Genomic DNA, 23852 nt, shown 5'->3' with positions numbered 1-23852 from the left:
TTCCGGGTGCTGCATCCGGACGGGGTCCCGGCGGCAACCTGATATCGAAGGGCACCGCGGGGTGCCGCCGGAAAGGGACGAATGCGATGGTCGAGATCTTCCACAGCTACTGGTGGCTGCTGTTTCCGCTGGGGTTCTTTCTTGCGGCCGGCTGGGGCAGTTTCATGCGCTACAAGCGCACCCAGGCCAAGATCGACCTGATCAAGAGCTATACCGCGGCTGGCAAGGAGCCACCGGCGGAATTGCTTGCCTCGCTCGACAGCGACAACACGCACCGCCACGAGTATCACTCCTCCGGCGAAGAGAGCGGCGGAAGCCCCGGAGGCGGTCATGTCTTCCTGGTCGTGTTGTTCACCGGTCTGGCAGGGGTCTTTGCCTATACCGGCTATGCCGGCCTGCTGGGCGGTACCACCCGTGAAATGTACTTCATTTCCATGGTCCTGGGCGTTCTGGCGGTGGCATTCCTTTTCAGTGGCCTGTTTTCGCGCCGCCGCAGGAATGACTGATCATGCAGACCCCCGACGACGGCGCGCTGGTCGCGGCGGCCCGGTCGGGATCGGATCAGGCCTTTGCCCGCATCGTGGACCGGTATCAGTCGCCGGTCCGCGGCTTCTTGCGGCGGGTGAGCGGCAATGACGCCGATGCCGACGAGATCGCCCAGGATGCCTTCGTCGATGCCTGGACGCATCTGCGCAGCCTGCGCGACGGGACGAAGCTGAAATCCTGGCTGTTCGCGATCGCCTGGCGCAAGGCCAAGGCACGGGCGCGCTCGATGTCCCGCTCGCGCACCCGCGAGACGGCCTGGCAGGCACTGCAGCCCGTGAGTGACGAGCCGCAGCGCGAAATGGCGCTGGCGATGCAGCAGGCGCTGGGGCAATTGCCTGAGGAACAGCGCGCCGCGGTCGCGCTGTGCCTGGCCGGCGGCTGGTCGCACAGCGATGCGGCAAGTGTCTTGGACTTGCCGCTGGGTACGGTAAAATCCCATGTCAGCCGGGGACGCACCCGTCTGATCGCCATTCTGGGAGTGGTCGATGCGTGAACACGATCCGCTGCAGGACTTCTTCCGCGCTGGCGATGTGCCGGCGCGCGACCCCGGTTTCCGGCTGGCCGTGATGGCCGATGTTGCCCGCCGCCGCTTCAGGCGGGAACTGGCCGAACGGCTGGGGCAGGGGCTGGTGGTTTGCCTGCTCGTGCTGATCATGGCCCCCGTTGCGGGAGATGTGCTGGAAACCCTGTTCCGGGGTGGAGAGTCCCGTTTCGCGCTTTTGACGTTGCCGCTGGCGCTGGGCGTGGCCCTGATCGGCCACTTCTGGCTGAACGGCCGTCTGCGTGTACGCCTGCCGAATTTGCGCTAGCCAGACCCCTGAATTCCCGCGGCAGCCATTTGCCCCCGCGACGCGGGCGTGAATCGCCTATACTCGGGCCCGGACAGCGGGGAGGTGCGCATGCTGGTCCTGATCACCGGTCTGGTTCTGTTTCTGGGCGTTCATTCGCTGCGCGTGGTGCCGGGCGCGCGGCCGGCCTTGCAGTCGGCTCTGGGGGAAACACCCTACAAGCTGGCCTATACCGCGATTTCGCTCGTGGGTTTCGGCCTCATCATCTACGGCATGATGCTCGCCCAGCCCGTCGCCGGAACCGTCTGGGCACCGCCGGTCTGGACGCGTCATCTGGCCTTCGCCCTGGTGCCCGTGGGGCTGATCCTCATCGTCTCCGCCTATGCGCCGGGACATATCCGCCACTGGGTGCGTCACCCCATGCTGGCCGGGGTCATGCTGTGGGCAGGCGCGCATTTCCTTGCCAATGGCGAACGGGCCGCGCTGGTCCTGTTCGGCAGTTTCTTCGTCTGGTCGCTGGTGACGTTCGTGTCGTCCTGGCTGCGCGAGACCCCGCCGCCGGTCGTGAAGGGGTGGGGCGGAGATCTGACGGCGATCGTGCTGGGCGCACTTTCAGCCCTTATCATCATGAATCTTCACATGTATCTGTTCGGCGTGGCCATCATCGGATAGTCCGCCTGCATCCAATTCCGCACAATGGTGCATCAAGGTGTCAAACGGGCAGCATTGTGCGGACCCGCCCAGATACGGGAGTTACGAAAATGGACCTGACAGTCATGCTGGTGTCGATGTCGCCCTTCATCATGGTGGTGGCTATCGTCTGGATCGCAATGAGTGCGGTGTCGCGCAATCGCCGGGCCACGCTGAAAGTGGTCGAGGAGGCGATCCGCAACGGGCAGACCATGACGCCGGAGACGATCCGCGCACTGGGTATGCCACGCAAGGATTCCAATGGCGATCTGAAGAGCGGTTCGATCCTGGTGGCCATCGCACTGGCCCTGATGGTTTTGGGTTTCGCGATCTTCGCGGTCGAAGGCGATGAAGAAGCCATGTACATCATGCCGGCCGTCGCCGCCTTCCCGGGCCTGATCGGTCTGGTGCTGATCGGGTTCGGCCTGTTCGGCAAAAAAGACCAGGCCTGAGGAGGACGCCGCCGATGAAGGCGCCGGACGAAGAACTTGTCGCCCTCGTGGTCGCCACCAAGAATGCGGCGGCTTTCGGGGAGCTGGTCCGGCGTCACCAGGGGCTGGTCAGGGGGATGCTGCAGCGCATGTGCCGCAATCATGCCCTGGCCGACGATCTCGCGCAGGACGCTTTCATCCGCGCCTACGAGAAGATCGGCACCTTCACTGGCAAGGGCGCGTTCAAGTCCTGGCTCTGCTCGATCGCCTATACCGAATTCCTGATGGCCGCGCGCAAGCGGCGCTCGACGGAGCGGGCGATGGAAAAGTTCAAGACAGGGCTGGATGACAGCGAAGCGCCACGGGACATGGGCAATGTGGTTGATCTCGACCGGGCGCTTGCCACATTGAAGGAGGAGGAACGCATCGCGGTCGTGATGTGCTACTCCTGCGGATTGTCGCATTCCGAAGCCGCCGAGGCGACCGGGATGCCGCTGGGAACGGTGAAATCGCATGTGAACCGGGGGCGGGCCAAATTGCAGGCCTACTTCCAGGAAGCTGAGGAAATGGCGTCATGACGATGGATGATGCATTCGATGCAAGGCTGAAGGCGGCCTTTGCCGACGCCGCAGCCCCGCTGGAACGCGACAGCGAGAGCGAAGCCTTTTCCAGAACGGTGGTCGAGCGCCTGTCCCGTCCGGACCGCAAGCGGGTCCTGATCCTGGGCGGTGCCGGCTCTACCGGGTCGGCCATCGCCGGCACCCAGCTTGAAAGCGTGTTCGGCAACATGCATGTGCCGACCGAAGGATTGCTGGCGAATGCCGGCTTCCTGATGTCGCCGGAAGTGCTCGCCGCGGCCGCGATGGCTGTCGCTGTCGGTCTCGTGGCAGTGGTCCTGCCGCGCCGTATTGCCGGCTGATCCTGAACGGGCGAGGGCAGGCTTTTGCGCTGCAGCATTGTGAGCTAGTCTCTCCGGCCAACCCCGGAGAGACAGCCATGTCCGCCCAGACCCAGACCCGCCGCATCACAGCTCCTGAAATCCGGGCCCGCAAGGGCGGTGAGCCGATCGTCTGCCTGACGGCCTATGACGCCCCGATGGCACGGCTGCTCGACCCCCACTGCGATCTCCTGCTGGTCGGTGACAGTGTCGGCATGGTGGTGCACGGGCTCGATTCGACCATCGGCGTTACCCTCGACATGATGATCCTGCACGGCCAGGCCGTGATGCGCGGCGCCAAGCGCGCGCTGGTGACGGTCGACATGCCGTTCGGCAGCTACGAGAAATCCCCCCAGCAGGCGTTCGAGAATGCCGCGCGCATCCTGTCCGAGACCGGTTGCCAGGCGATCAAGATCGAGAGCGGCACCTATGCCGCCGAAACCATCGATTTCATGGCCCAGCGCTCGATCCCGGTGATGGGGCATATCGGGCTGAGGCCCCAGGCGGCGCTGGCCGATGGCGGTTTCAAGGCCAAGGGGCGGACCCGCGCGGAACGTCAGAAAGTGATCGACGAAGCCATGGCAACCGCCGATGCGGGGGCCTTTGCCATCGTTGTGGAAGGCGTGGCCGAGGATCTGGCGCTCGAGATCACCCAGAGAGTGCCGGTTCCCACGATCGGCATCGGCGCTTCGGCGGCCTGCGACGGCCAGGTCCTGGTCACCCAGGACATGCTGGGCGTGTTCGAATGGACGCCGAAATTCGTCAAGCGCTATGACAACCAGGCCGAACGCACCACTGCGGCGGTGCAGCGTTATGCCGAGGAGGTACGTGATCGCAGCTTCCCGGCGACGGCGCAGGTCTACACCATGACGCGTCAGGACGGTTGAGCTCTGTTGCCGCCCGGCGCGGGTAAGGCTAGGGTCCCGCGCAAATCTTTAGGCATGGGCACAAGAACGACGGAGCCACATCGACGTGGTCGATATTTTCGAAGAAGTCGACGAAGAACTTCGCCGCGACAAGTATCAGGATCTATTGCGCAAGTACGGCCCCTGGGTGCTTGGCGGCGCGCTGGCGATCATCGCCGGTGCGGCCGGTTACCAGGGCTGGAACGCCTGGCGTACGGCACAGCAGGAGGCGTCGTCCGATGCCTATGTGTCCGCGCTGCGTGCGGCCGAGGCCGGCAATTATTCCCTGGCATCGACCGGATTCGAGACGCTCGCCGAGGACGGCGTCGGCGGCTATCCGGAACTGGCGCTGCTGCAGCGCGGTTCGGTCGCGCTGGAAGAGGGCGATCGTGAAGCGGCTGCCGGTTTCTTCGACCGGGCGGCCCGCCAGGCGTCCGATCCTGTCATTCGCGACCTGGCCACGCTGAAGTCGGTCTGGGCCCGGTGGGATGCGCTGAGCTTCAACGATATCGAGATCCGCCTGACGCCGCTGACCGGCGATACCTCGCCCTACCGCTTCCTGGCGCGTGAGGCGATCGCTGCGGCAGCGCTGCGCGATGGCAATCTCGAACGCGCCCGCGAGACCTACCAGCTGATCAGCTTCGGCTTCGACGCACCGCAGGGTGTGCGGCAACGGGCCCAGGAAGCGCTGGCGGTGATCGCGAGCCGGTCGGCCACGCAGGCCCCGGCGGAAGCCGTTGACAGTGAAGCGGAAGCCGGCGCGCCTGCGGGCGACGCGGCGGAAGAACCGGCACCGGCCGGCGATGATGAAAATGACGCCGGGGAGCCAGGCGATGAATAGTGTCGAGCGTATCCGTAATCTTCTCGCCGTGGCGCTGATCGCGCCGCTGGCGGCCTGTTCGTCGATCCCGGACATTCCCAATCCGCTCAACGCGATCCCGGGTATCGGCAATGACGACGAGGAGGATCTCAACGGCGTGGCGCCGGAAGATAACCGCGTCTCGATCATGACGTTCGAGCAGGGCCTCCAGCTCGACACGGAGGCGGCGCCGGTGGAACTGCCGACCGCCTACGTCAATCAGGTCTGGCCGCAACCGGATGGCTATCCGACCCACGCCCTGCAGCACACCCAGGCCAGCGGCCCCCTCGAAGTGGCCTGGCGCCAGAGCTTCGGTCAGGGTTCGGACAATGACCGCCGTATCAACGCGCGGCCGGTCGTCGCCGATGGCCGGATCTTCACGATCGACGCGAACGGCGTGGTTTTCGCGCACGATGCCGACAGCGGCAGCCGTCTCTGGTCGACGCGCCTGGAAGGCCCCAACCGGCGCGACCGCATGTCCTTTGGCGGCGGCGTGGCCTATGATGGCGGCCGTGTCTACGCCCATTCCGGCTACAACTACTTCGTGGCGCTGGATGCCGGGAGCGGTGACGAGATCTGGCGCAGCGATGTGCTTGTCCCCTTCCACGGGGCGCCGACCGTGGCCGATGGCCGCGTCTTCGTGACCAGCGACAATAACGAGCTTCTGGCCCTCGACGCCGATGACGGTACCGTCATGTGGACCCATCCGGGCATCGTCGAGACGGCCCGTCTGCTGACCGCGCCGTCCCCGGCCGTGCTGGGCGATCTGGTCATTGCGCCCTTCGCTTCGGGCGAGCTGATCGCACTGCGTGTGCAGAACGGCAATCCGATCTGGTCGGACAGCCTGTCCGGCTCGTCCCGTCTGACCGCTGTGTCCGAGATCAACGATCTCGCCGGCAGCCCGGTCATCATGGAAGACACCGTCTATGCGATGAGCCATTCCGGCCTTCTCGTCGCGATTTCGCTGCGTACGGGCGAACGCGTCTGGACGCAGCCCGCCGGCGGTTCGCAGGCGCCCTGGGTGGCCGGGAACTATCTCTTCGTCACCACAAACGAGGCCGAGATCGTCTGCCTCGACCGGCGCGACGGCTCTGTGCTCTGGATGACGCAGCTCGACCTGTTCGAGAACCCGAACAAGCGCCGGGACCGGATTGCCTGGACGGGCCCCGTTCTCGCCGGTGGCCGTGTCTTCGTGGCGTCCAGCAATGGCCAGGGCGTGGTGCTGAATGCCTATGATGGCGAGGTGCTGCGCGAGATGGATCTGCGTGACGACGTTTTCATCGGGCCGGTCATCGCCAACGAGACCATCTATGTGCTCACCGACGAGGCGCGGCTGATCGCGATCCGCTAACGGCAAATCGGGCATCCAGCGGCTTTTTGTGATTTCATTCCGTGTGAAATTGCTCTAGGCGCTCGCCAATGACTGCATATCTTCCCCGCATCGCCGTCGTCGGACGGCCCAATGTGGGTAAATCCACCCTGTTCAACCGGCTGGCCGGAAAACCGCTGGCGATCGTCGACGATCGCCCAGGGGTTACGCGTGACCGTCGCGAGGCGCGCGGCCGGCTGGGCGACATGGAACTCCTGCTGATCGACACGGCGGGCTATGACGATGGCGAGAAGGCCGGCCTGGACGCCGAAATGCGCACCCAGACCGAGATCGCGCTCGAGGATGCCGATCTCTGCCTCTTCCTGATCGATGCCCGTACCGGCGTGACGCCGCTGGACAAGAGCTTTGCCGATGTGATCCGCCGCTCGGGCAAGCCGGTCGTGCTGGTCGCCAACAAGTGCGAAGGCCGGTTCGGCGAGAGCGGGTTGATGGACTCCTACGGCCTCGGCCTGGGCGAGCCTGTTCCCCTGTCGGCGGCCCATGGCGGCGGTATCGGCGATCTCTATGACGCTGTCGAGACCGGTCTGGGCGACATGGCCCGTGATGCCAAGCGTTATCGTGATGACAGCGAGGATCCGCCGCTGCGGATCGCCGTGATCGGCCGTCCGAATGCGGGCAAGTCGACGCTCATCAATGCGCTGATCGGCGAGGAACGCCTGATCACCGGCCCGGAAGCCGGGATCACCCGCGACGCGATCTCGATCGACTGGATGTGGGACGGCCGCCGGGTGCGGCTGCACGACACGGCCGGTCTTAGAAAGCGCGGCAAGGTCAATGACCGGCTGGAGCGGATGAGCGCGGCCGACACGCTGCGCGCGGTGAAGTTTGCCGAAGTCGTGCTGCTGATCGTCGATGCCGGCCACCCGCTGGAAAAGCAGGACCTGCACCTGGCTGACATGGCCTACAAGGAAGGCCGCGCGGTCGCCATCGCCGTTTCCAAGATGGACCTCGTGCACCAGCGCGACGCCTTCATCAAGGATATCCAGACCGAGTTCGAGCGCCTGCTGCCGCAGATGACCGGCGCGCCGATCCTGCCGATCTCGGCCCTGAAGAAGAAGGGGCTGGAGACGATCATGCCGGCCCTGTCGCGACTGCATGCCGACTGGGATGCCAAGGTGAAGACCCGGGATCTCAATGACTGGCTGCACGAGATGATCGAGCGGCATCCGCCACCCTCGGTCAATGGCCGCCGCGTCAAGCCGCGCTATATCACCCAGACCAAGGGCCGTCCGCCGACTTTCGTGATGATGTGCTCGCGCGCCAGCGAATTGCCGGAAAGCTACAAGCGCTATCTGGTCAACGGATTGCGCGAGGCCTTCGATCTGCCCGGCGTGCCGATCCGTCTGATCGTGAAAGCGGGCAAGAACCCTTACGCCGATGGCGAGCGTGGCGGCAGTGCGCCGGTCCGGGCCGGAGCGCCGGCGCGGGCCAGCATGCCGCGCATCCGTCAGAAGCCCAAGGGCGCCCCCGGATCGGTCAAGAAAGCCGGCAAGCCGGGCAAGGCGGCCGGACCGCGCAAGCGCAGCTGACGGGAAGAAGACATAGCCGGCCGATCCCGCAAGGCGCTCAGGGCGTTTCCAGCCGGTATTTGCGGAACACCTCGCCCTCATAGGTGACCTCGCCTGTCATCTCCGCTCCCAGCCGCTCCAGACCGCGCATGTGACGGCGCGAGGGGGGCAGCAGCAATGTCACATAGGGGATGCGCGCATCGGCGCGGGCAAAGGCGAGGGCCTTGCGGGTGATCGCGAGGCCGAGACCGAAATCCTGCGGCCGCAGCACCAGGCCGTAATCCCAGTCCTCGCCTTCCTTCTGGAAACCGCCCCAGCCGGCATAGCGCCCGTCTGCCAGGATCGCCCAGTGTCCCAGCCCGTCGCGTGCCCAGCACGCCTCCTTGGCGGCGATGAAGGCCGTGCAGGCGTCCATGTCCCAACCGCCCTTGAGCAGGGGCATGTGCTCGGCCAGGCGTGGATCGGACATGTGGGCCAGGATCGCGTCCGGCGCGATTTTGGTCAGGCGTGTGAAGGTGATGTCGGGACGCTGAGACATGCCGCCCAGCTAGCACCGGCTTGGGGGCAACGGGAAGCCGGTGCGTCAGGCTCTCACGGCAAGTTGAGCGCTAACCCTCGAACCGCACGATTTCGCCGTGGCGGGCACAGTCCGGACCGACCAGCTCGGCGACCAGCGGCCACAGGGCTGCCGGTTCCGGCAGGGAATTGGGATCCTCGCCCGGGAAGGCCTTGGCGCGCATCCGCGTACGCATGGCGCCGGGATAGACGACATTGATGCGCAGGCTGGGCGAATTCACATGCTCGGCAGCCCAGGACTGGGCGAGGGCGTCGAGGCCGGACTTGGCGGCCGCGTAGGGCGCCCAGAAGGCCCGGCGCGAGCTGGCGGCGCCCGAGGAGATGAAGACGGCGCGGCCGGCATCCGACGACAGCAGCGGGCCCTCGAAGGCGCGGATCATGCGTGCCGGCGCGACCAGGTTCACGCCCAGCACATTCTGCCAGGTCTTCGCCTTCACCTGGGCGGCCGGTGTCAGTTCGCCCAGCGCACCGGCATTGGCGATCATGATGTCCAGCTTGCCCCAACGGTCGGTGACGATCTGGCCGAGCTGTTCGATCCCGTCTTCCGACATCAGGTCCATCGGCACGAGCGTCGTGGTTCCGCCGGCGGCCTTGATGGCGTCGTCCAGCTCTTCCAGGGCGCCTTGCGTGCGGGCGGTGGCGATCACATGGGCGCCGGCCCTGGCCAGTTCCAGGGCCAGAGCCCGGCCAATACCCCGCGAGGCCCCGCTGACGAGAGCGAGGCGGCCTTTCAGATCGATGTCGGTCATGCGTCCACCAGAAGCGAGAGCTGGAATTCCTTGGCCGAGAGGTCCCGGTCGTGGTCGACGAGACGCGTCGGGTACTCGCCGGTGAAATAGTGGTCGGCGAGTTGCGGGTTGGCGTCATTGCGCGCTTCGCCGCAGACGGCCTGGTAGAGACCGTCGACCGACAGGAAGCCGAGGCTGTCCGCCTCGAGCTTGGCAGCCATTTCGTCGAGGTCCATGTTGGCGGCGATCAGTTCGGCCCGGCCGGCCATGTCGATGCCGTAGAAGTCCGGGAACTTGATCGGCGGGCAGGCCGAGCGGAAATGCACTTCGGACGCACCGGCCTCGCGCATCATGCGCACGATCTTCAGCGAGGTCGTGCCGCGCACGATCGAGTCGTCGATCAGCAGGACGCGCTTGCCGCGCACCACGGCGGCATTGGCCGAGTGCTTGCGGCGGACCGACAGGTCGCGCCGGTCCTGGGTCGGCTGGATGAAGGTGCGGCCCACGAAGTGCGAGCGGATGATGCCCAGCTCGAAGGGTATGCCGGAAGCTTCCGAATAGCCGATCGCGGCCGGCACGCCGCTGTCCGGCACGGGCACGATGACATCGACATCGGCCGGGGTTTCCATCGCCAGCTGGCGGCCCATCTGCTTGCGGGCCTCGTAGACGGAACGGCCGCCGATGATCGAGTCGGGGCGGGCGAAATAGATGTATTCGAAGGCGCAGATCCGGGCCGGATGGGCCGGGGCAAAGCGTTCGGAACGGATGCCGTCCTCGCTCACCACCACGGCTTCGCCGGGCTCGATATCGCGCACGAAACTCGCGCCGACCATGTCCAGCGCGCAGGTTTCCGAGGCGAAGATCACCGCATCGCCCAGCGTGCCCATCACCAGGGGCCGGATGCCATAGGGGTCGCGCGCCGCGATCAGGCGGTCATTGACCAGCGCCACGAAAGCGAAGGCGCCCTGGACCTGTTTCAGCGCCTGCAGGACGCGATTGGTCAGCTTGGTCTTCTTCGACTGGGCGGCCAGGTGCAGCACGACCTCCGAATCGGAGGTCGACTGGAAGATGGCGCCGTGGCTGACGAGCTCTTCGCGCAGGACGCGGGCATTGGTCAGGTTGCCGTTGTGGGCAAGCGCGATACCGCCGCCGCGCACGTCCGAATAAAGCGGCTGCACATTGCGCAGCACCGACGCGCCCTGGGTGGAATAGCGCGCATGGCCGATCGCGACCTTGCCCGGCAGGCGTTGCGGCATGTCCGGCGAGGTGAAGTTCTCGCCGACAAGGCCGAGATAGCGCTCGATATGGAAACGCGACCCGTCATGGGTCGCGATGCCGCAGGCTTCCTGTCCACGATGCTGCAGGGCGTGAAGCCCGAGCGCAGTGAGGACACCGGCATCTACCGCATTGTAGACGGCGAAAACGCCGCATTCTTCCTGGGGGCGATCCGTCTCGGGATCGTAAGTGAGCGTGGCAGTTTGGGGGTTGGCCTGGCTCATCCGTCCTCGTCCTGGTCATCCGTGGTCGAACCGATGAGGTCATCTAGTCGGTTTCGGTCGCGGCTTCCATAGGAGCTGTCATTATTTCTTATTGTTTCTGCAATCGGGTCGTCCTCGCCATAGGGCAGGGGACGGGTCTCGGCCAGTCGCGAAGTCTCGGGAGCCAGTGTCTGCAGGGCCCGGGCCGTCGCGCCGACCAGCGGATAGATGCGCGCCTGGGTCACCCAGGCCGGCGGGCGTCCGCTTTCACCCATCGTTGCAGCCATGAAGATCACACCGAGACCGAGCAGGACGAGGCCGCGCACGACGCCGAACGCGAAGCCCAGCGTGCGATCGACCACATTCACATCCTCGCCCTTGGCCAGCCCCCTGGACAGGGAACTCGTCACGAAGGTCACGGCCAGATAGATCAGGATGAAGACGGCTGCGCCGACAGCGACAGGTGCCAGCCAGTCCGGATCGATGATCTCGCGGGCCGGGCCGATGAAAACCGGCAGGCTCCAGAGGGCGGCAAGCGAGGCGGCGACGAAGGCGGTGACCGACAGGGCTTCGCGGACAAAGCCGCGCACCAGCGCCAGGAGGCCGGAAATCAACAGGATGGCGAGGCCGATCCCGTCGAAGGCACTCAGAGCTCCATCCATCCCTGCAACTCCTACTCTCCCGCCAGAGCCCGCAAAGTCTGCACCAATTCGAGCGCCGTGGCCACGCCATGCACCCGCACGGGTGCGTTACCGTCGGCCGCGGCCTGGGGCGCGATGGCCGAATCGAAACCGAGCTTTGCAGCTTCCTTCAGCCGGGCCTCAGAGCGTCCGACGGGACGAACATCGCCTGAAAGACTGATTTCTCCGTAAACGACACCCTTGCCCGGCAGTGCCACATCCATGGCCGAGGAGACAATCGCGGCGGCAACAGCCAGATCGGCGGCCGGTTCGGTGATTTTCAGCCCGCCGGCGACGTTGAGGAAGATGTCGCGATTGGAGATGTTGACGCCGCAGCGCGCTTCCAGCACGGCCAACACCATGGCGAGGCGCCCCGAATCCCAGCCCACGACAGCGCGGCGCGGCGTGCCGAAGGCGGCGGGCGCGACCAGGGCCTGGATCTCCGACAGGACGGGCCGCGTGCCCTCCATGCCGGCAAAGACCGCGGCACCGGGATTGGCCTCGGCGCGGCCATCCAGGAAAAGCGAGGAGGGGTTGGCGACCTCGCCGAGCCCCTTGTCGCCCATCTCGAACACGCCGATCTCGTCGGTCGGTCCGAAGCGGTTCTTCACGGCGCGCAGGATGCGGAACTGGTGCGAGCGCTCGCCCTCGAAATAGAGCACTGCATCGACCATGTGCTCGACCACGCGGGGCCCGGCGATCTGGCCATCCTTGGTGACATGGCCGACCAGGATGACGGTGCAGTTCCGCTTCTTGGCGAAGCGTACGAGTTCCTGGGCGCAGGCGCGTACCTGGGCCACCGTGCCCGGCGCGGCCGCCAGCTGGTCGGTCCACAGCGTCTGGATCGAATCGATCACGACGATGTCCGGCTTTTCCGATTTCAGCCCGTCCAGAATGTCGTTGAGCGAGGTCTCGGCCGCCAGCGCGACCGGTGCATCGGCCAGGCCGAGCCGGCGGGCGCGGCGGCGCACCTGGTCGATCGCCTCCTCGCCGGAAATGTAGATCGCGCGCGTGTTCTGGCTGGCCAGCTGCGCCATCATCTGCAGGAGGAGCGTCGACTTGCCGATGCCGGGATCGCCGCCGACGAGGATGGCGGAGCCGGGCACCAGCCCGCCGCCCGCGACCCGGTCCAGCTCGTCTATCCCCGAGCGCAGGCGCGGCGTTTCCGGGGTCTCGGCGCCGAGATCGACCAGTTCCAGCCGGGCCGCGCGGCCGCGCTTCTTCGGAGCGGTTGCCTGTGTGCCCAGGGGCGCGGATGCGGCTTCCTCGACCAGGGTGTTCCACTGGCCGCAATCATCGCACTTGCCCGCCCATTTGGAATGGACGGCACCGCAGGACTGGCAGACATAGACGCTATCGGATCGGGCCATGTGGGTGTGTCTCCTTCTGTTTGCGCACAGTCAAGCAGGGGAGGATGACAGAATGTGTCCGGGGTCAGCGCCGTCTGGCAGCCGGCTTGTAGATGCGGTGGAAACGCAGGCCCAGGCGGACCAGGAATTCGTAGGAGATGGTGGCGGCGCTGTCGGCCATGTCCTCGATATCGCCGCCGAGGAAGCAAACCGGATGCCCCGGCGTGAGCGGGCTGTCGACATCGGTCACATCGACACCGATCAGGTCCATCGAGACCCGGCCCAGGATCGGCACGCGGGTCTCGCCGATCCGGCCGAACCCGCCATTGCCGAAAGCGCGCAGCAGCCCGTCGGCATAGCCGGCCGCGACCGTCGCGATGCGGCGCGGCGTGTCGGCCGTGAAGGTTGCGCCATAGCCCACCGTGTCGCCGGGCCGCAGCGTGCGGATCTGCAGGATGGGGGCATCGATCTCGACCGCCGGCTCGAAGGGCGAGGGATAGCCGGGCGCGGGAACCCCGCCGAACAGGGCGAGCCCGGGGCGCAGCACGTCGAAATGATAGTCCGGCCCCAGCAGGATACCGGCCGAATTGGACAGTGAGGCGGGAATGCCGTGAAAGGCCTCGCGGATGCGGGAGAAGCGTTCCAGCTGCCGCGCATTGAGCGGGTAGACCGGCTCGTCGGCGCAGGCGAGATGGCTCATGATCTGCCGCACATCGATCGCATCCAGCCGCGCGGGATTCGCGATCAGCGCGTCGGTCTCCTCCGGGCCGAGGCCCAGACGGTTCATGCCGGTGTCGAAATGCAGGGCGCAGGGCAGGTCCGGCGCCTGTTCGCGCAGCTGTTCCAACTGGGCGAGCTCATTGATCACCGGGAAGAGTTCGGCGTCGCGCAGCGCCGGCAGTTCGGCCGGCCAGAACCCGTTGAAGACATAGATGTCGGCCGGGCGTCCGGCGAGCGCGGTACGGGCCTCGCGGCCTTCCGATGTATGCGCGACATAGAAGGTGCGGCAGCCGGCATCGGCCAGGGCCGGCACCACTTCCATGGCGCCGAGACCATAGGCGTTGGCCTTGATCACCGCGCCGGCCTCGGCACCGGGCGCGAGATCGCGCACCTTGCGGTAATTCTGCTGGATGGTCGCCAGATCGATGATCAGGCGCGGAGCGGGTTCGGCGCGTGTGTCAGTCGGACTCGTCGTCATAGCGGGTCTCGAGATCGGTGAACTTCGTCAGCATGCCATCAAAGTGGAGCTTTGCCGATCCGATCGGGCCGTGACGCTGCTTGCCGATGATGACTTCAGCGACTTTCTCAATCCGGCGGAACTCTTCTTCCCAGGCGAGATATTCCGGCGTGTCTTCGCGCGGCTTCTCGCGTTCCTTGTAATAGGCTTCCCGGTAAACGAACAGCACGACGTCAGCATCCTGCTCGATCGAGCCCGATTCCCGCAGGTCGGACAGCTGCGGTTTCTTGTCGTCGCGGTTTTCCACCTGGCGCGACAGCTGCGAGAGGGCGATCACCGGGACGGCGAGTTCCTTGGCCAGCGCCTTGAGATTCTGGGTGACCTCGGAAACCTCTTCCACCCGGCTGGCGCCGGCACGGGCGCGCGAGGATGTAACCAGCTGCAGATAGTCGACCACGATCAGGTCGAGGCCATGCGTGCGCTTGAGGCGCCGCGCCCGGGCGGCGAGGGCGGAAATCGGCAGGCCGCCGGTGTCGTCGATATAGAGCGGCAGGCCCTGGATCTCGAGCACGCCGTCGCGGATGTCCTCGTACTGGGCCGCATCGATCGTGCCCTGGCGGATCATGTAGCCGGGAATGCCGGTATGGTCGGCGATCAGACGCGTGGCGAGCTGTTCGGCCGACATTTCCAGCGAATAGAAGCCTACGACGCCACCATTGACGGTCTTGCGGGTGCCGTCGGGCTGTTCCTCGTACCGGTAGGCCTTGGCGATGTTGAACGCGATATTCGTCGCCAGCGAGGTCTTGCCCATCGAGGGGCGGCCGGCGAGGATGATCAGGTCCGACGGGTGCAGCCCGCCCAGCTTGCGGTCCAGTTCTTTCAGGCCCGAGGAGATACCGGCCAGACCGCCTTCGCGCTCATAGGCCGCCGAGGCGGTCTCCACCGATTCCGCCAGCGCCTGCTTGAAGCTGACAAAGCCGCGCGAGGCCGAGCCTTCCTCGGCCAGATTGTAGAGCTGCTGCTCGATGTCCTGGATCAGGGCGCGGGCCTGGACATCGGCATCGGCGCTGGCGGCATTTGCCAGATCGTGACCGATACGGATCAGTTCGCGGCGCAGTGCCAGCTCGTAGATGATCTTGGCGTACTCGACGGCCGCATTGCCCGTCACCGCGCCTTCCATCAGCACGGCGAGATAGGTCGTGCCGCCGATTTCGCGCAGCCCGTCATCGCGGTCGAACTGGGTTTTCAGAACCACGGCGTCGGCCAGCGAACCGCGGCCGATCAGATCGGCCGCCGTCTCGTAGATGCGGCCATGGACCGGGTCGTAGAAATGCGCCGGCTTCAGCCAGTCCGCGACCCGGTGATACATCTCGTTGTCATACAGAAGCGCACCCAGAAACGCCTGCTCCGCATCCAGGTTGTGCGGCGCCGTATCGGCATCGGCAATCTCGGAGCCGTTCTCGACGAACGGCTGCAGCGCGGTGGTCATTCCGGTTGTCCCCTGTACCTCGCCCGCAGGCGAAGAGCGGATCAATACCGGTCCGGATCGCCCGTGACCACTGTCGAACACTGTCAGATGCAGCTGTCGGCCCGGTCGGCGTTAACGATTGTTGATGGCTGTGGATAACGTTAAGTGCGCCTTGCCTGTCATGGTGTTGACGGTTGGGGCAGGAGAGTTTCAGGAGCGGGAAAACAAGGGGTTGCGCGGCCGGGTTATCCACAGTGCGACTGTTACGCGACGGGCCGGGACCGGAAAGGCGTGGTCGTACGGAAGATCAGGACAATGGCGACCATCTGGATCACGGTCAGCCAGGCGCCGATCGCACCGCCGTCATAATAGGGCAGGAAGGTCGACAGCACCCAGGCCGTTTTCGCCGCAATGAAGTGCACGAGGATGGCGGCAAAAGCCCAGCGGGATCTCAATATGGCCAGCACGGTGGCCAGCGCCGCGCCGGCAAAGGCGATGATGATCGCCGTTTCCAGCGGCCATTCGATCACCGGCCGCACGTCCTCGAACGTCACATTGGGTTCCAGATCGACATATTCGTCGACCGAGAACACGTAGAGGCCGAGAATGAAATAGCCCTGCGACAGGGCGAGCAGGAAACACAGGATCACGCCAAGCCAGCGCTCGACGAGACGGAAAACAACCGGAAAACCCATTCGCGTCTACTCGGCACGGAAGCAGGTCCGGCCATCCCCTACAATTTGATACGCTAGCGTGCATCTTCCGGATTGGCGACAGCAAAAGAAAAAGGGCGGCCCGGCGGACCGCCCTTTGAAAACTCGGGAACCTGCAGGACTTACTGCTCGGTTTCCTCGGTCTCGGCTTCGTCGCCGGCCGTTTCGGCTTCCGCAGCCTGCTGGGCAGCCAGTTCCTGGCCTTCCTCGCTGGCTTCGAACAGGGCCGCGGCCTGGGCTTCGGCGATGGCGCGATCTTCGTCGGCCTGGGCCGCGATCACGTCTTCACCGGCGGCCTGGCGCTCGGCTTCCTCTTCGGAACGGGCGACATTGATCGACACCGTCACGGAGACGTCGGCGTGCAGCTTGATGCGCACATCGTGGACGCCCAGCGTCTTGATCGGCGAGTTCAGCACGACCTGCGAACGGGCAACCGAAGTGCCGCTGGCCGACACGATGTCGGCGATATCGCGGGAGGTGACCGAACCGTAGAGCTGACCGCTCTCGCCGGCCTGGCGGATCATGATGAAGCTTTCGCCATCGATCGTTTCGCCAGCCGTGGCCGCTTCCGCAGCGCGTTCGGCGTTACGCTTTTCCAGCGCTTCGCGTTCGGCTTCGAAACGGGCCAGGTTGGCTTCGGTGGCGCGCAGCGCCTTTTCCTGCGGCAGCAGGAAGTTGCGGGCGAAGCCCGGACGCACGGAGACAACGTCACCCATGGCGCCAAGGTTTTCCACGCGTTCAAGGAGAACCAGTTTCATATGTCAGTCCTCCCTCAATCGACCACGTACGGCAGCAGGGCCAGCTGGCGGGCGCGCTTGATGGCGCGGGCCAGTTCCCGCTGCTTCTTGGCCGAAACCGCGGTGATGCGGGACGGCACGATCTTGCCGCGCTCGGACATGTAGCGGAGCAGCAGCTTGGGGTCCTTGTAATCGATCTTCGGCGCGTTTTCGCCGGAGAACGGGCAGACCTTGCGGCGACGCATGAACGGACGGCGTGCCGGCAGGTTGGAAATGTTTCCGGAAGACATCTGTTAAGTCCTTTCTAGCTGCGCTCGCGACGGCCGCGACGATCGTCCTTCTTGGACAGGATCGCGGACGGCTCTTCGCTGTGGTCCTCGACACGGACCGTCATGTGACGGATCACGTCTTCGGACAGGCGCTGGATACGGTCCAGTTCGGCAACGACATCCGCCGGGGCGTCGATGTCGATCAGGCCGTAATGGCCCTTGCGGGACTTGTTGATGCGGTAGGCAAGGTTGCGCAGACCCCAGTATTCGGTCTTGCCGGTCTTGCCGCCCTTCTCTTCGATCAGGGCTTTGGTCTCTTCGATGAGAGATTCCATCTGCGCCGGGGAAATGTCCGGACGCGCAATGAAGATGTGCTCGTAAAGTGCCATGTCGGCTCCCTTCATAAGCGGTTGCGGCGCACACCATGCCGAAGGGTCGGGCAGGTCTGCGGCGGCTCCGAAATCCCTGACCCTGCACCATGCAGGATCGACCGGAAGAACGGACCGCAACCAGGCGAAGCGCGGGCCATACCCGAATTGAATGCACAGCGCAAGGCGCAAGCGCCCTTGCGCGCGGCCTCCCGCAGGAGGTATCGAGCGAACCCGGACAGATCGGCCATTTGAGAGTCGGGAAGGGAATACTCCATGAAATTTGCCTTTGTCTTCCCCGGTCAGGGCAGCCAGGCCGTCGGCATGGGCCAGGAACTCGCGGAGCGCTTTGCCAGCGCGAAGGCGGTGCTGGACGAAGTCGATGCGGCGCTGGGCCAGGACCTGTCGGGCCTGATGGCCAATGGCCCCATCGAAGAGCTCACCCTCACCGAGAACGCCCAGCCGGCCCTGATGGCCGCCAGCCTGGCCGTGATGGCGGTGCTGAAAAGCGAGTTTGACGTTGACGTCAACGCCGCCGAATTCGTCGCCGGTCACAGTCTTGGCGAATATTCGGCCCTGGCGGCTGCAGGCGCGTTGTCCATCAGCGATGCCGCGAAACTGCTCAAGCTGCGCGGTCAGGCCATGCAGAAGGCTGTGCCGGTGGGCGAGGGCACGATGGCGGCGCTTCTCGGTGCCGACGAGGACCTCGCGGCCCAGGCTGTCGCCGCCGGCGCCCAGGCGGGTGTCTGCGCGATCGCCAATGACAATGCACCGGGCCAGATCGTGATCTCCGGATCCGTGGCGGCCATCGATGCCGCCATCGCCAGGGCCGGCGAGCTGGGCCTGAAAAAGGCGATGAAACTGCCGGTCTCCGCGCCCTTCCACTGCCCGATGATGCAGCCGGCCGCCGATGCGATGGCCGAAGCGCTCGCCGCAGCAACGATCAAGGCGCCCGTCGTGCCGGTGGTGGCCAATGTCACCGCGCGTCCGACCGACGATGTCGAGACGATCCGCCGTCAGCTGGTCGAACAGGTGACCGGCCGCGTGCGCTGGCGCGAAAGTGTGTTGTGGATGGTCGAGGAGGCGGGCGTCGCTACGCTGGCCGAGGCCGGTTCGGGCAAGGTGCTGACCACCATGCTCAAGCGCACCACCAAGGACGCCGATGGCGTTGCCCTCAATTCCGCCGACGATCTGGAAGCCTTCGCGGCGGCTCTCAAGGAGAACGCATGATGTTCGATCTTACCGGCAAGACTGCCCTCGTGACCGGTGCCACCGGCGGTCTGGGCAATGCGATTGCCCGCAAGCTGCATGCCCAGGGCGCGACCGTTGCGCTGTCCGGCACGCGCGAAAACGTGCTGCAGGAGCTCGCCGGCGAGCTGGGCGAGCGCACCCATGTCCTGCCCTGCAACCTGTCCGACGCCGAAGCCGTCGACGCCCTGCCCAAGCAGGCCGCCGAGGCGATGGGCTCGCTGGACATCCTGGTGGCCAATGCCGGTATCACCAAGGACCAGCTCCTCATGCGCATGAAGGATGAGGACTGGGACACGGTGATGCGTATCAATCTGGAAAGCTATTTCCGCCTGTCCCGTGCCGCCCTGCGCGGCATGATGAAGGCGCGTTGGGGCCGCATCATCGGCATCACTTCCGTCGTCGGCGTCACCGGCAATCCGGGCCAGACCAATTACTGTGCTTCCAAGGCCGGCATGATCGGCTTTTCCAAGTCGCTGGCCCAGGAAGTCGCCGCGCGCGGCGTGACGGTGAACTGTGTCGCGCCGGGCTTCATCGCCTCGCCGATGACCGACGCGCTGACCGACGACCAGAAGGCGGCGATCCTGACGAAAATTCCTGCCGGCGATCTGGGCTCGGGCGACGACATTGCCGCCGCCGTGGTCTATCTCGCCAGTTCCGAAGCCCACTATGTCACCGGCCAGACCGTTCATGTGAATGGCGGTATGGCGATGATCTAGCGGCAATATCCGAGCCTGCGGACACGGTGTCACATTCTGGCGTCCCGTCATTATGTGTGCTACGTGCCCGCGCATCTTGGGGAGGGGCCTTGTAATTGGGCACTTCCCGTCTTCTCCTGCACCGCTATAGTCTCGCGGTGATTCATTATGAGGGTCTGAAATGTCTGACGTTCTCGAGCGCGTTAAGAAAATTGTTGTCGAACATCTCGATGTCGAGGCCGAAAAGGTCACCGAGAATGCGAGCTTCATCGACGACCTGGGCGCTGACAGCCTGGACAATGTCGAACTGGTGATGGCGTTCGAAGAAGAGTTCGACATCGAAATTCCGGATGATGCCGCCGAACACATCCAGACGGTCGGCGACGCCGTGAAGTTCATCTCCGAGAAGGTGGGCTAACGACCCCTTCATGCGTCGCGTCGTTGTCACAGGTATCGGGCTCGTCACGCCGCTGGGCTGCGGGCGGGAAGTCGTTTGGGAACGTCTTCTCGCCGGTCAGTCGGGGCTGGGTCCGATCGAACATTTCGAAACGGACGATCTGGCCTGCCGGATCGCCGGACTTGTTCCACGCAGCGACGGACGCGGCGGCGGCCGTGAAGGCGATGCCGGGGTGTTCAATCCCGACGACGTCCTGAGCGCCCGCGACCGGCGCCGGGTCGACGATTTCATCCTCTACGGGATTGCCGCTGCCGACGAGGCGATTGCCGACAGCGGCTGGACCCCCGGGACGGAAGACGAAAAGCAGCGCACCGGCGTCATGATCGGGTCGGGGATCGGCGGTCTGGAGACCACCTACCAGGCCTCGATCGATCTGCACGAGAAGGGGCCGCGGCGCCTCTCTCCCTTCATCATTCCCGCCATGCTGATCAATCTGGTCTCCGGCCAGGTGTCGATCCGTCATGGCCTGAAAGGGCCGAACCACGCCGTGGTGACGGCCTGTTCGACCGGCGCCCATGCCATCGGCGATGCAGCCCGCCTGGTCGCGCGCGGCGATGCCGACGTGATGGTAGCCGGCGGTGCGGAAGCCGCCGTTTGCCGCCTGGGCATTGCCGGTTTTGTCGCCTGCAAGGCACTGTCCACCGGTTTCAACGACACGCCGGAAAAGGCCTCGCGCCCCTATGACACCGGCCGCGACGGCTTCGTCATGGGCGAGGGGGCCGGCATTGTCGTGCTGGAAGACTATGAGCACGCCAGGGCGCGCGGCGCGAAGATCTACGCCGAAGTGAAGGGCTATGGCCTGTCCGGCGATGCCTATCACATCACGGCGCCGGCCGAGGATGGGGATGGCGGTTTCCGCTCCATGTCCGCCGCGCTGAAGGATGCCGGGCTCGCGCCGGGCGATATCGACTATGTCAACGCGCACGGCACCTCGACGCCGCTGGGCGACGAGATCGAGCTGCGGGCTGTCGAACGCCTGTTCGGTGACAGCGCCGGCGGGCTGGTCATGTCATCGACCAAATCGGCGATCGGCCACCTTCTGGGCGCGGCCGGTGCGGTCGAATCGATCTTCTCGATCCTGGCGATCCGCGACGGTGTCTGCCCGCCGACGCTGAACCTGGACAATCCGTCGGTTCAGACCGCGATCAATCTGGCGCCCAAGGCTGCCGTGAAAAAGCCGGTCCGCGCCGCCCTGTCGAACTCCTTCGGATTCGGCGGGACCAACGCGTCCGTGGTATTCGTCGCCGCAGAGTGACGCCTGTCGGGGAAATGTGAATGAGCGAGACGCCTGCGCCAAAGTCCGGAAACGGGCTGGCGAAATTCTTTACCGGATTGCTGGTGGTTCTCGTTGTGCTGGCGCTCGGTGCGCTGGGCGCGCTCTATGGCGGTTATAAATGGTTCGAGGCCGAGTTCGCCGAACCGGGCCCGGCCGCTGAAGAGACCGTTGTCCTCCTGCCGCGCGGCGCCGGGCTGATCCGCATCGCCCAGCAGCTGGAAGACGAGGGTGTGATCACCGATCGCCGCATCTTCCGCATTGCCGTCACCCTGGACGAGGGCGACCGGGCCTTGCGTGCGGGCGAGTATCGCATCCCCGCCGGTGCCTCCATGGCCCAGATCTACGAACTCCTGCGCTCCGGCCAGACCGTGCAGCACCCGGTGACCTTTGCCGAGGGGCTGACCAGCGCGATGATCGTGGCCGTGCTCAACGAGGTCGAGGTGCTGACCGGCGAGATTGCCGAGATCCCCGCCGAAGGCACGCTGCTGCCCGAGACCTATCTGGTCACACGCGGCACCTCGCGCCAGGACGTCATCGATCGCATGGCCGCTGCCCAGACAGCGCTGCTCGACGAGCTGTGGCCGGCCCGCGCGGAAAACCTGCCCTTCGATACGCGGGAGGAAGCCATCATCCTGGCCTCGGTCGTCGAGAAGGAGACGGGTATCGCGTCCGAACGGCCCGAAGTGGCCTCCGTCTTCGTCAACCGTCTGCGCCGGGGCATGCGGCTGGAGAGCGATCCGACCATCATCTACGGCATCTCGCGCGGCGAGCCGCTGGGCCGCGGCCTGCGCCGGTCGGAAATCGACAATACCGGAAACGCCTGGAACACCTATCAGATCGCCGGCCTGCCGCCGACGCCGATCGCCAATCCGGGGCGCGAATCCCTGGCCGCCGTGCTCAATCCGGCCGAGACCAGCGCGCTCTTCTTCGTCGCCGACGGCACGGGCGGTCATGTCTTTGCCGACACCTATGCCCAGCACCTGCGCAATGTCGCGCAGTGGCGCCGTATCGAGCGCGAGCGCCGCTCGAACGGGGGGCGGTGATGGGCGTGCTCTCGGGCATGACGGGGTTTGCCCGCTGCGAGGGCGTGACGGGCGACTGGCGCTGGACCTGGGAGGCGCGCAGCGTCAACGGCAAGGGGCTGGAGGCCCGTTTCCGTTTTCCGCCCGGCCATGACCGTCTGGAAGCCAAGGCGCGCGATCTTGCCAAGGCCCGCTTCACGCGCGGCAATGTGCAGGCGACCCTGACCCTCAAGCGCGACGCGTCCGGTTCCGGACTGGATATCGACACCGCCCGGATCGACGCCCTGCTGGCGGCGGCGGCGCCCTATGTCGAACGCGGCGTGATCGCCAGGCCGAGCTTCGAGGGGCTGGTGGCACTCGCCGGCACGCTGGGCGGCCCGCAGGACCAGGCCGCAGATCCGGCGCTGGACGCGGCCCTGCTGGACGGGCTCGCGGACGTGCTCGACGCGCTCCAGGCGGCCCGCCGCGATGAGGGGCGCACGCTCGAGACCGTGCTGAGCGGCCATATCGACACGATCGAACAGCTCACCCGCGAGGCCGCTGCGAGTGCGGCCGTGCGCATCGACACGATCCGCGACCGCCTGGCCACCAGGTTTGCCGAGCTGATCGAGGGCGATCTGCCGGAAGACCGGCTGGCCCAGGAAGCCGCCGCACTGGCCGTGAAGATGGATGTCCGCGAGGAGCTGGACCGGCTGGTGGCGCATATCGCCTCGGCGCGCGAGCTGCTGGCTGCCGGTTCGCCGACCGGCCGCAAGCTGGACTTCCTGTCGCAGGAGTTTAATCGCGAAGCGAACACTCTATGCTCCAAGTCTTCCGATTCTTCACTCACGCAGATCGGCCTGGCGATCAAGAACGCCGTCGATCAGTTCAGGGAGCAGGTACAGAATGTCGAGTGACGGCCATACCGGACCGATTTTCCGCGGCCGCCGCCGGGGCGTTCTTCTGGCACTGTCCAGCCCGTCCGGGGCGGGCAAGACGACGCTGTCCAAGCGCCTGATCAGCCAGAACCCCGATGTCATTCTGTCCGTGTCGGCGACGACCCGCGATCCGCGCCCGGGCGAGGTCGATGGCCAGGACTACCACTTCATGTCCGTCGACGCCTTCAAGGCGAAGGCGGCCGAGGGCGAGTTCTTTGAATGGGCCGAAGTGTTCGGCCGCTATTACGGCACGCCGAAAACACCGGTGATGGATGCCGTGGAAGAAGGCCGCGACGTGGTCTTTGACATCGACTGGCAGGGCGCCCGCGCGATCGCCGAACAGGCACCGGAAGACACGGTGCGTGTCTTCATCCTGCCGCCTTCGCTGGCGTTGCTGGAAGAGCGTCTGCGCAAGCGCGGCCAGGATACGCCGGAGATCATCAAGGGCCGCATGGACCGCGCCAAGGACGAGATCTCGCACTGGCACGAATACGACTACATCATCGTGAATGACGACTTCGCCCGCGCGCTGGAAAAGCTCAGCCTGATCCTGCACGCCGAACGTCTCAAGCGCACCCGCCATCCCTGGCTCGACGATTTCGTCGACGCGATCATGGATGAAGAATAGGCGATAGGG

The 23852-nt window shown here is 65.6% G+C and carries 29 protein-coding genes; 18 read left to right on the top strand and 11 right to left on the bottom strand.

Going from position 1 to position 23852, the window contains the following annotated elements; translation table 11 throughout:
- The first annotated feature begins 86 nt into the window (after positions 1–86).
- From PKE71_RS14610 to der, 11 genes are all read left to right on the top strand, one after another.
- The gene (locus PKE71_RS14610; RefSeq protein WP_271187733.1) at positions 87–506 is read left to right on the top strand and encodes a hypothetical protein; all 420 of its coding nucleotides are present in this window, start codon (positions 87–89) and stop codon (positions 504–506) included.
- Between the two features lie 2 nt (positions 507–508).
- Entirely contained in the window at positions 509–1039 is a 531-nt protein-coding gene (locus tag PKE71_RS14605; protein ID WP_271187732.1) for an RNA polymerase sigma factor, read from the top strand.
- Entirely contained in the window at positions 1032–1355 is a 324-nt protein-coding gene (locus tag PKE71_RS14600) for a hypothetical protein (protein ID WP_271187731.1), read from the top strand. Before PKE71_RS14605 ends, PKE71_RS14600 begins: the two co-directional genes overlap by 8 nt.
- 90 nt (positions 1356–1445) lie before the next feature.
- On the top strand, positions 1446–2006 hold the full coding sequence (locus tag PKE71_RS14595) for an NnrU family protein (protein ID WP_271187730.1): 561 nt from the start codon (positions 1446–1448) through the stop codon (positions 2004–2006).
- Between the two features lie 89 nt (positions 2007–2095).
- Positions 2096–2476, top strand: coding sequence for a DUF6249 domain-containing protein (locus PKE71_RS14590; RefSeq protein ID WP_271187729.1), 381 nt, complete (start codon positions 2096–2098; stop codon positions 2474–2476).
- A gap of 14 nt (positions 2477–2490) precedes the next feature.
- Positions 2491–3033 carry an RNA polymerase sigma factor gene (locus PKE71_RS14585; protein ID WP_271187728.1) on the top strand — a complete coding sequence of 181 codons (543 nt, stop codon included), beginning with the start codon at positions 2491–2493 and terminating at the stop codon, positions 3031–3033.
- The gene (locus tag PKE71_RS14580) at positions 3030–3374 is read left to right on the top strand and encodes a hypothetical protein (RefSeq protein ID WP_271187727.1); all 345 of its coding nucleotides are present in this window, start codon (positions 3030–3032) and stop codon (positions 3372–3374) included. The genes PKE71_RS14585 and PKE71_RS14580 overlap by 4 nt, the downstream gene beginning before the upstream one ends.
- A gap of 77 nt (positions 3375–3451) precedes the next feature.
- The gene (gene panB, locus PKE71_RS14575; RefSeq protein ID WP_271187726.1) at positions 3452–4279 is read left to right on the top strand and encodes a 3-methyl-2-oxobutanoate hydroxymethyltransferase; all 828 of its coding nucleotides are present in this window, start codon (positions 3452–3454) and stop codon (positions 4277–4279) included.
- 85 nt (positions 4280–4364) lie between these two features.
- Entirely contained in the window at positions 4365–5138 is a 774-nt protein-coding gene (locus PKE71_RS14570) for a tetratricopeptide repeat protein (protein ID WP_271187725.1), read from the top strand.
- On the top strand, positions 5131–6507 hold the full coding sequence (locus PKE71_RS14565; protein ID WP_271187724.1) for an outer membrane protein assembly factor BamB family protein: 1377 nt from the start codon (positions 5131–5133) through the stop codon (positions 6505–6507). The genes PKE71_RS14570 and PKE71_RS14565 overlap by 8 nt, the downstream gene beginning before the upstream one ends.
- Before the next feature lie 68 nt (positions 6508–6575).
- A complete protein-coding gene (gene der, locus PKE71_RS14560) occupies positions 6576–8075 on the top strand; it encodes a ribosome biogenesis GTPase Der (protein ID WP_271187723.1) in 1500 nt (499 codons plus the stop codon).
- 37 nt (positions 8076–8112) lie between these two features.
- On the opposite strand, the gene PKE71_RS14555 is transcribed toward der, so the two are convergent.
- The 11 genes from PKE71_RS14555 to rpsF form a co-directional block, all read right to left on the bottom strand.
- Positions 8113–8592, bottom strand: a complete 480-nt coding sequence (locus tag PKE71_RS14555) for a GNAT family N-acetyltransferase (RefSeq protein WP_271187722.1) — start codon at positions 8590–8592, stop codon at positions 8113–8115.
- Between the two features lie 70 nt (positions 8593–8662).
- Complete coding sequence (locus tag PKE71_RS14550) at positions 8663–9379, bottom strand: SDR family NAD(P)-dependent oxidoreductase (RefSeq protein ID WP_271187721.1); 717 nt, start codon at positions 9377–9379, stop codon at positions 8663–8665.
- On the bottom strand, positions 9376–10857 hold the full coding sequence (gene purF, locus PKE71_RS14545; RefSeq protein ID WP_271187720.1) for an amidophosphoribosyltransferase: 1482 nt from the start codon (positions 10855–10857) through the stop codon (positions 9376–9378). Before purF ends, PKE71_RS14550 begins: the two co-directional genes overlap by 4 nt.
- On the bottom strand, positions 10854–11498 hold the full coding sequence (locus PKE71_RS14540) for a CvpA family protein (protein ID WP_271187719.1): 645 nt from the start codon (positions 11496–11498) through the stop codon (positions 10854–10856). The genes purF and PKE71_RS14540 overlap by 4 nt, the downstream gene beginning before the upstream one ends.
- Before the next feature lie 11 nt (positions 11499–11509).
- The gene (gene radA / locus PKE71_RS14535) at positions 11510–12886 is read right to left on the bottom strand and encodes a DNA repair protein RadA (RefSeq protein WP_271187718.1); all 1377 of its coding nucleotides are present in this window, start codon (positions 12884–12886) and stop codon (positions 11510–11512) included.
- A gap of 64 nt (positions 12887–12950) precedes the next feature.
- A complete protein-coding gene (alr, locus tag PKE71_RS14530) occupies positions 12951–14063 on the bottom strand; it encodes an alanine racemase (RefSeq protein WP_271187717.1) in 1113 nt (370 codons plus the stop codon).
- Entirely contained in the window at positions 14044–15531 is a 1488-nt protein-coding gene (locus PKE71_RS14525) for a replicative DNA helicase (protein WP_271187716.1), read from the bottom strand. The genes alr and PKE71_RS14525 overlap by 20 nt, the downstream gene beginning before the upstream one ends.
- Positions 15532–15773: 242 nt before the next feature.
- Positions 15774–16205 carry a hypothetical protein gene (locus tag PKE71_RS14520; protein ID WP_271187715.1) on the bottom strand — a complete coding sequence of 144 codons (432 nt, stop codon included), beginning with the start codon at positions 16203–16205 and terminating at the stop codon, positions 15774–15776.
- 140 nt (positions 16206–16345) lie between these two features.
- Complete coding sequence (gene rplI, locus PKE71_RS14515; protein ID WP_271187714.1) at positions 16346–16981, bottom strand: 50S ribosomal protein L9; 636 nt, start codon at positions 16979–16981, stop codon at positions 16346–16348.
- 14 nt (positions 16982–16995) lie between these two features.
- Complete coding sequence (rpsR, locus tag PKE71_RS14510; RefSeq protein WP_138510340.1) at positions 16996–17250, bottom strand: 30S ribosomal protein S18; 255 nt, start codon at positions 17248–17250, stop codon at positions 16996–16998.
- A 14-nt stretch (positions 17251–17264) separates the two neighbouring features.
- Entirely contained in the window at positions 17265–17618 is a 354-nt protein-coding gene (gene rpsF, locus PKE71_RS14505; protein WP_271187713.1) for a 30S ribosomal protein S6, read from the bottom strand.
- A gap of 255 nt (positions 17619–17873) precedes the next feature.
- On the opposite strand from rpsF, the gene fabD reads away from it, so the two are divergent.
- The 7 genes from fabD to gmk all read left to right on the top strand — a co-directional run bounded on the left by fabD (position 17874) and on the right by gmk (position 23843).
- Positions 17874–18827, top strand: coding sequence for an ACP S-malonyltransferase (gene fabD / locus PKE71_RS14500; protein ID WP_271187712.1), 954 nt, complete (start codon positions 17874–17876; stop codon positions 18825–18827).
- The gene (fabG, locus tag PKE71_RS14495; RefSeq protein ID WP_367277651.1) at positions 18827–19564 is read left to right on the top strand and encodes a 3-oxoacyl-[acyl-carrier-protein] reductase; all 738 of its coding nucleotides are present in this window, start codon (positions 18827–18829) and stop codon (positions 19562–19564) included. Before fabD ends, fabG begins: the two co-directional genes overlap by 1 nt.
- A 160-nt stretch (positions 19565–19724) precedes the next feature.
- Positions 19725–19961, top strand: a complete 237-nt coding sequence (locus PKE71_RS14490; protein WP_271187710.1) for an acyl carrier protein — start codon at positions 19725–19727, stop codon at positions 19959–19961.
- Positions 19962–19971: 10 nt separating this feature from the next.
- Positions 19972–21255, top strand: a complete 1284-nt coding sequence (gene fabF / locus PKE71_RS14485) for a beta-ketoacyl-ACP synthase II (RefSeq protein ID WP_271187709.1) — start codon at positions 19972–19974, stop codon at positions 21253–21255.
- A gap of 20 nt (positions 21256–21275) precedes the next feature.
- Entirely contained in the window at positions 21276–22319 is a 1044-nt protein-coding gene (gene mltG / locus PKE71_RS14480) for an endolytic transglycosylase MltG (protein WP_271187708.1), read from the top strand.
- Entirely contained in the window at positions 22319–23194 is an 876-nt protein-coding gene (locus PKE71_RS14475) for a YicC/YloC family endoribonuclease (protein WP_271187707.1), read from the top strand. The genes mltG and PKE71_RS14475 overlap by 1 nt, the downstream gene beginning before the upstream one ends.
- Positions 23184–23843, top strand: a complete 660-nt coding sequence (gmk, locus tag PKE71_RS14470) for a guanylate kinase (protein WP_271187706.1) — start codon at positions 23184–23186, stop codon at positions 23841–23843. Before PKE71_RS14475 ends, gmk begins: the two co-directional genes overlap by 11 nt.
- Positions 23844–23852 lie beyond the last annotated feature (9 nt).

The sequence above is a fragment of the Maricaulis virginensis genome (assembly GCF_027922185.1).
Taxonomy (GTDB): Bacteria; Pseudomonadota; Alphaproteobacteria; order Caulobacterales; family Maricaulaceae; genus Maricaulis; species Maricaulis virginensis.
This window is presented reverse-complemented; position numbering and strand designations above follow the sequence as displayed.

Bases quoted from the DNA above. Each gene is read 5' to 3' on its own strand.
- PKE71_RS14610 (WP_271187733.1), top strand. From the start codon at position 87: ATGGTCGAGATCTTCCACAGCTACTGGTGGCTGCTGTTTCCGCTGGGG.
- PKE71_RS14605 (WP_271187732.1), top strand. From the start codon at position 509: ATGCAGACCCCCGACGACGGCGCGCTGGTCGCGGCGGCCCGGTCGGGA.
- PKE71_RS14600 (WP_271187731.1), top strand. From the start codon at position 1,032: ATGCGTGAACACGATCCGCTGCAGGACTTCTTCCGCGCTGGCGATGTG.
- PKE71_RS14595 (WP_271187730.1), top strand. From the start codon at position 1,446: ATGCTGGTCCTGATCACCGGTCTGGTTCTGTTTCTGGGCGTTCATTCG.
- PKE71_RS14590 (WP_271187729.1), top strand. From the start codon at position 2,096: ATGGACCTGACAGTCATGCTGGTGTCGATGTCGCCCTTCATCATGGTG.
- PKE71_RS14585 (WP_271187728.1), top strand. From the start codon at position 2,491: ATGAAGGCGCCGGACGAAGAACTTGTCGCCCTCGTGGTCGCCACCAAG.
- PKE71_RS14580 (WP_271187727.1), top strand. From the start codon at position 3,030: ATGACGATGGATGATGCATTCGATGCAAGGCTGAAGGCGGCCTTTGCC.
- panB (WP_271187726.1), top strand. From the start codon at position 3,452: ATGTCCGCCCAGACCCAGACCCGCCGCATCACAGCTCCTGAAATCCGG.
- PKE71_RS14565 (WP_271187724.1), top strand. From the start codon at position 5,131: ATGAATAGTGTCGAGCGTATCCGTAATCTTCTCGCCGTGGCGCTGATC.
- der (WP_271187723.1), top strand. From the start codon at position 6,576: ATGACTGCATATCTTCCCCGCATCGCCGTCGTCGGACGGCCCAATGTG.
- PKE71_RS14555 (WP_271187722.1), bottom strand. From the start codon at position 8,592: ATGTCTCAGCGTCCCGACATCACCTTCACACGCCTGACCAAAATCGCG.
- PKE71_RS14550 (WP_271187721.1), bottom strand. From the start codon at position 9,379: ATGACCGACATCGATCTGAAAGGCCGCCTCGCTCTCGTCAGCGGGGCC.
- purF (WP_271187720.1), bottom strand. From the start codon at position 10,857: ATGAGCCAGGCCAACCCCCAAACTGCCACGCTCACTTACGATCCCGAG.
- PKE71_RS14540 (WP_271187719.1), bottom strand. From the start codon at position 11,498: ATGGATGGAGCTCTGAGTGCCTTCGACGGGATCGGCCTCGCCATCCTG.
- radA (WP_271187718.1), bottom strand. From the start codon at position 12,886: ATGGCCCGATCCGATAGCGTCTATGTCTGCCAGTCCTGCGGTGCCGTC.
- alr (WP_271187717.1), bottom strand. From the start codon at position 14,063: ATGACGACGAGTCCGACTGACACACGCGCCGAACCCGCTCCGCGCCTG.
- PKE71_RS14525 (WP_271187716.1), bottom strand. From the start codon at position 15,531: ATGACCACCGCGCTGCAGCCGTTCGTCGAGAACGGCTCCGAGATTGCC.
- PKE71_RS14520 (WP_271187715.1), bottom strand. From the start codon at position 16,205: ATGGGTTTTCCGGTTGTTTTCCGTCTCGTCGAGCGCTGGCTTGGCGTG.
- rplI (WP_271187714.1), bottom strand. From the start codon at position 16,981: ATGAAACTGGTTCTCCTTGAACGCGTGGAAAACCTTGGCGCCATGGGT.
- rpsR (WP_138510340.1), bottom strand. From the start codon at position 17,250: ATGTCTTCCGGAAACATTTCCAACCTGCCGGCACGCCGTCCGTTCATG.
- rpsF (WP_271187713.1), bottom strand. From the start codon at position 17,618: ATGGCACTTTACGAGCACATCTTCATTGCGCGTCCGGACATTTCCCCG.
- fabD (WP_271187712.1), top strand. From the start codon at position 17,874: ATGAAATTTGCCTTTGTCTTCCCCGGTCAGGGCAGCCAGGCCGTCGGC.
- fabG (WP_367277651.1), top strand. From the start codon at position 18,827: ATGTTCGATCTTACCGGCAAGACTGCCCTCGTGACCGGTGCCACCGGC.
- PKE71_RS14490 (WP_271187710.1), top strand. From the start codon at position 19,725: ATGTCTGACGTTCTCGAGCGCGTTAAGAAAATTGTTGTCGAACATCTC.
- fabF (WP_271187709.1), top strand. From the start codon at position 19,972: ATGCGTCGCGTCGTTGTCACAGGTATCGGGCTCGTCACGCCGCTGGGC.
- mltG (WP_271187708.1), top strand. From the start codon at position 21,276: ATGAGCGAGACGCCTGCGCCAAAGTCCGGAAACGGGCTGGCGAAATTC.
- PKE71_RS14475 (WP_271187707.1), top strand. From the start codon at position 22,319: ATGGGCGTGCTCTCGGGCATGACGGGGTTTGCCCGCTGCGAGGGCGTG.
- gmk (WP_271187706.1), top strand. From the start codon at position 23,184: ATGTCGAGTGACGGCCATACCGGACCGATTTTCCGCGGCCGCCGCCGG.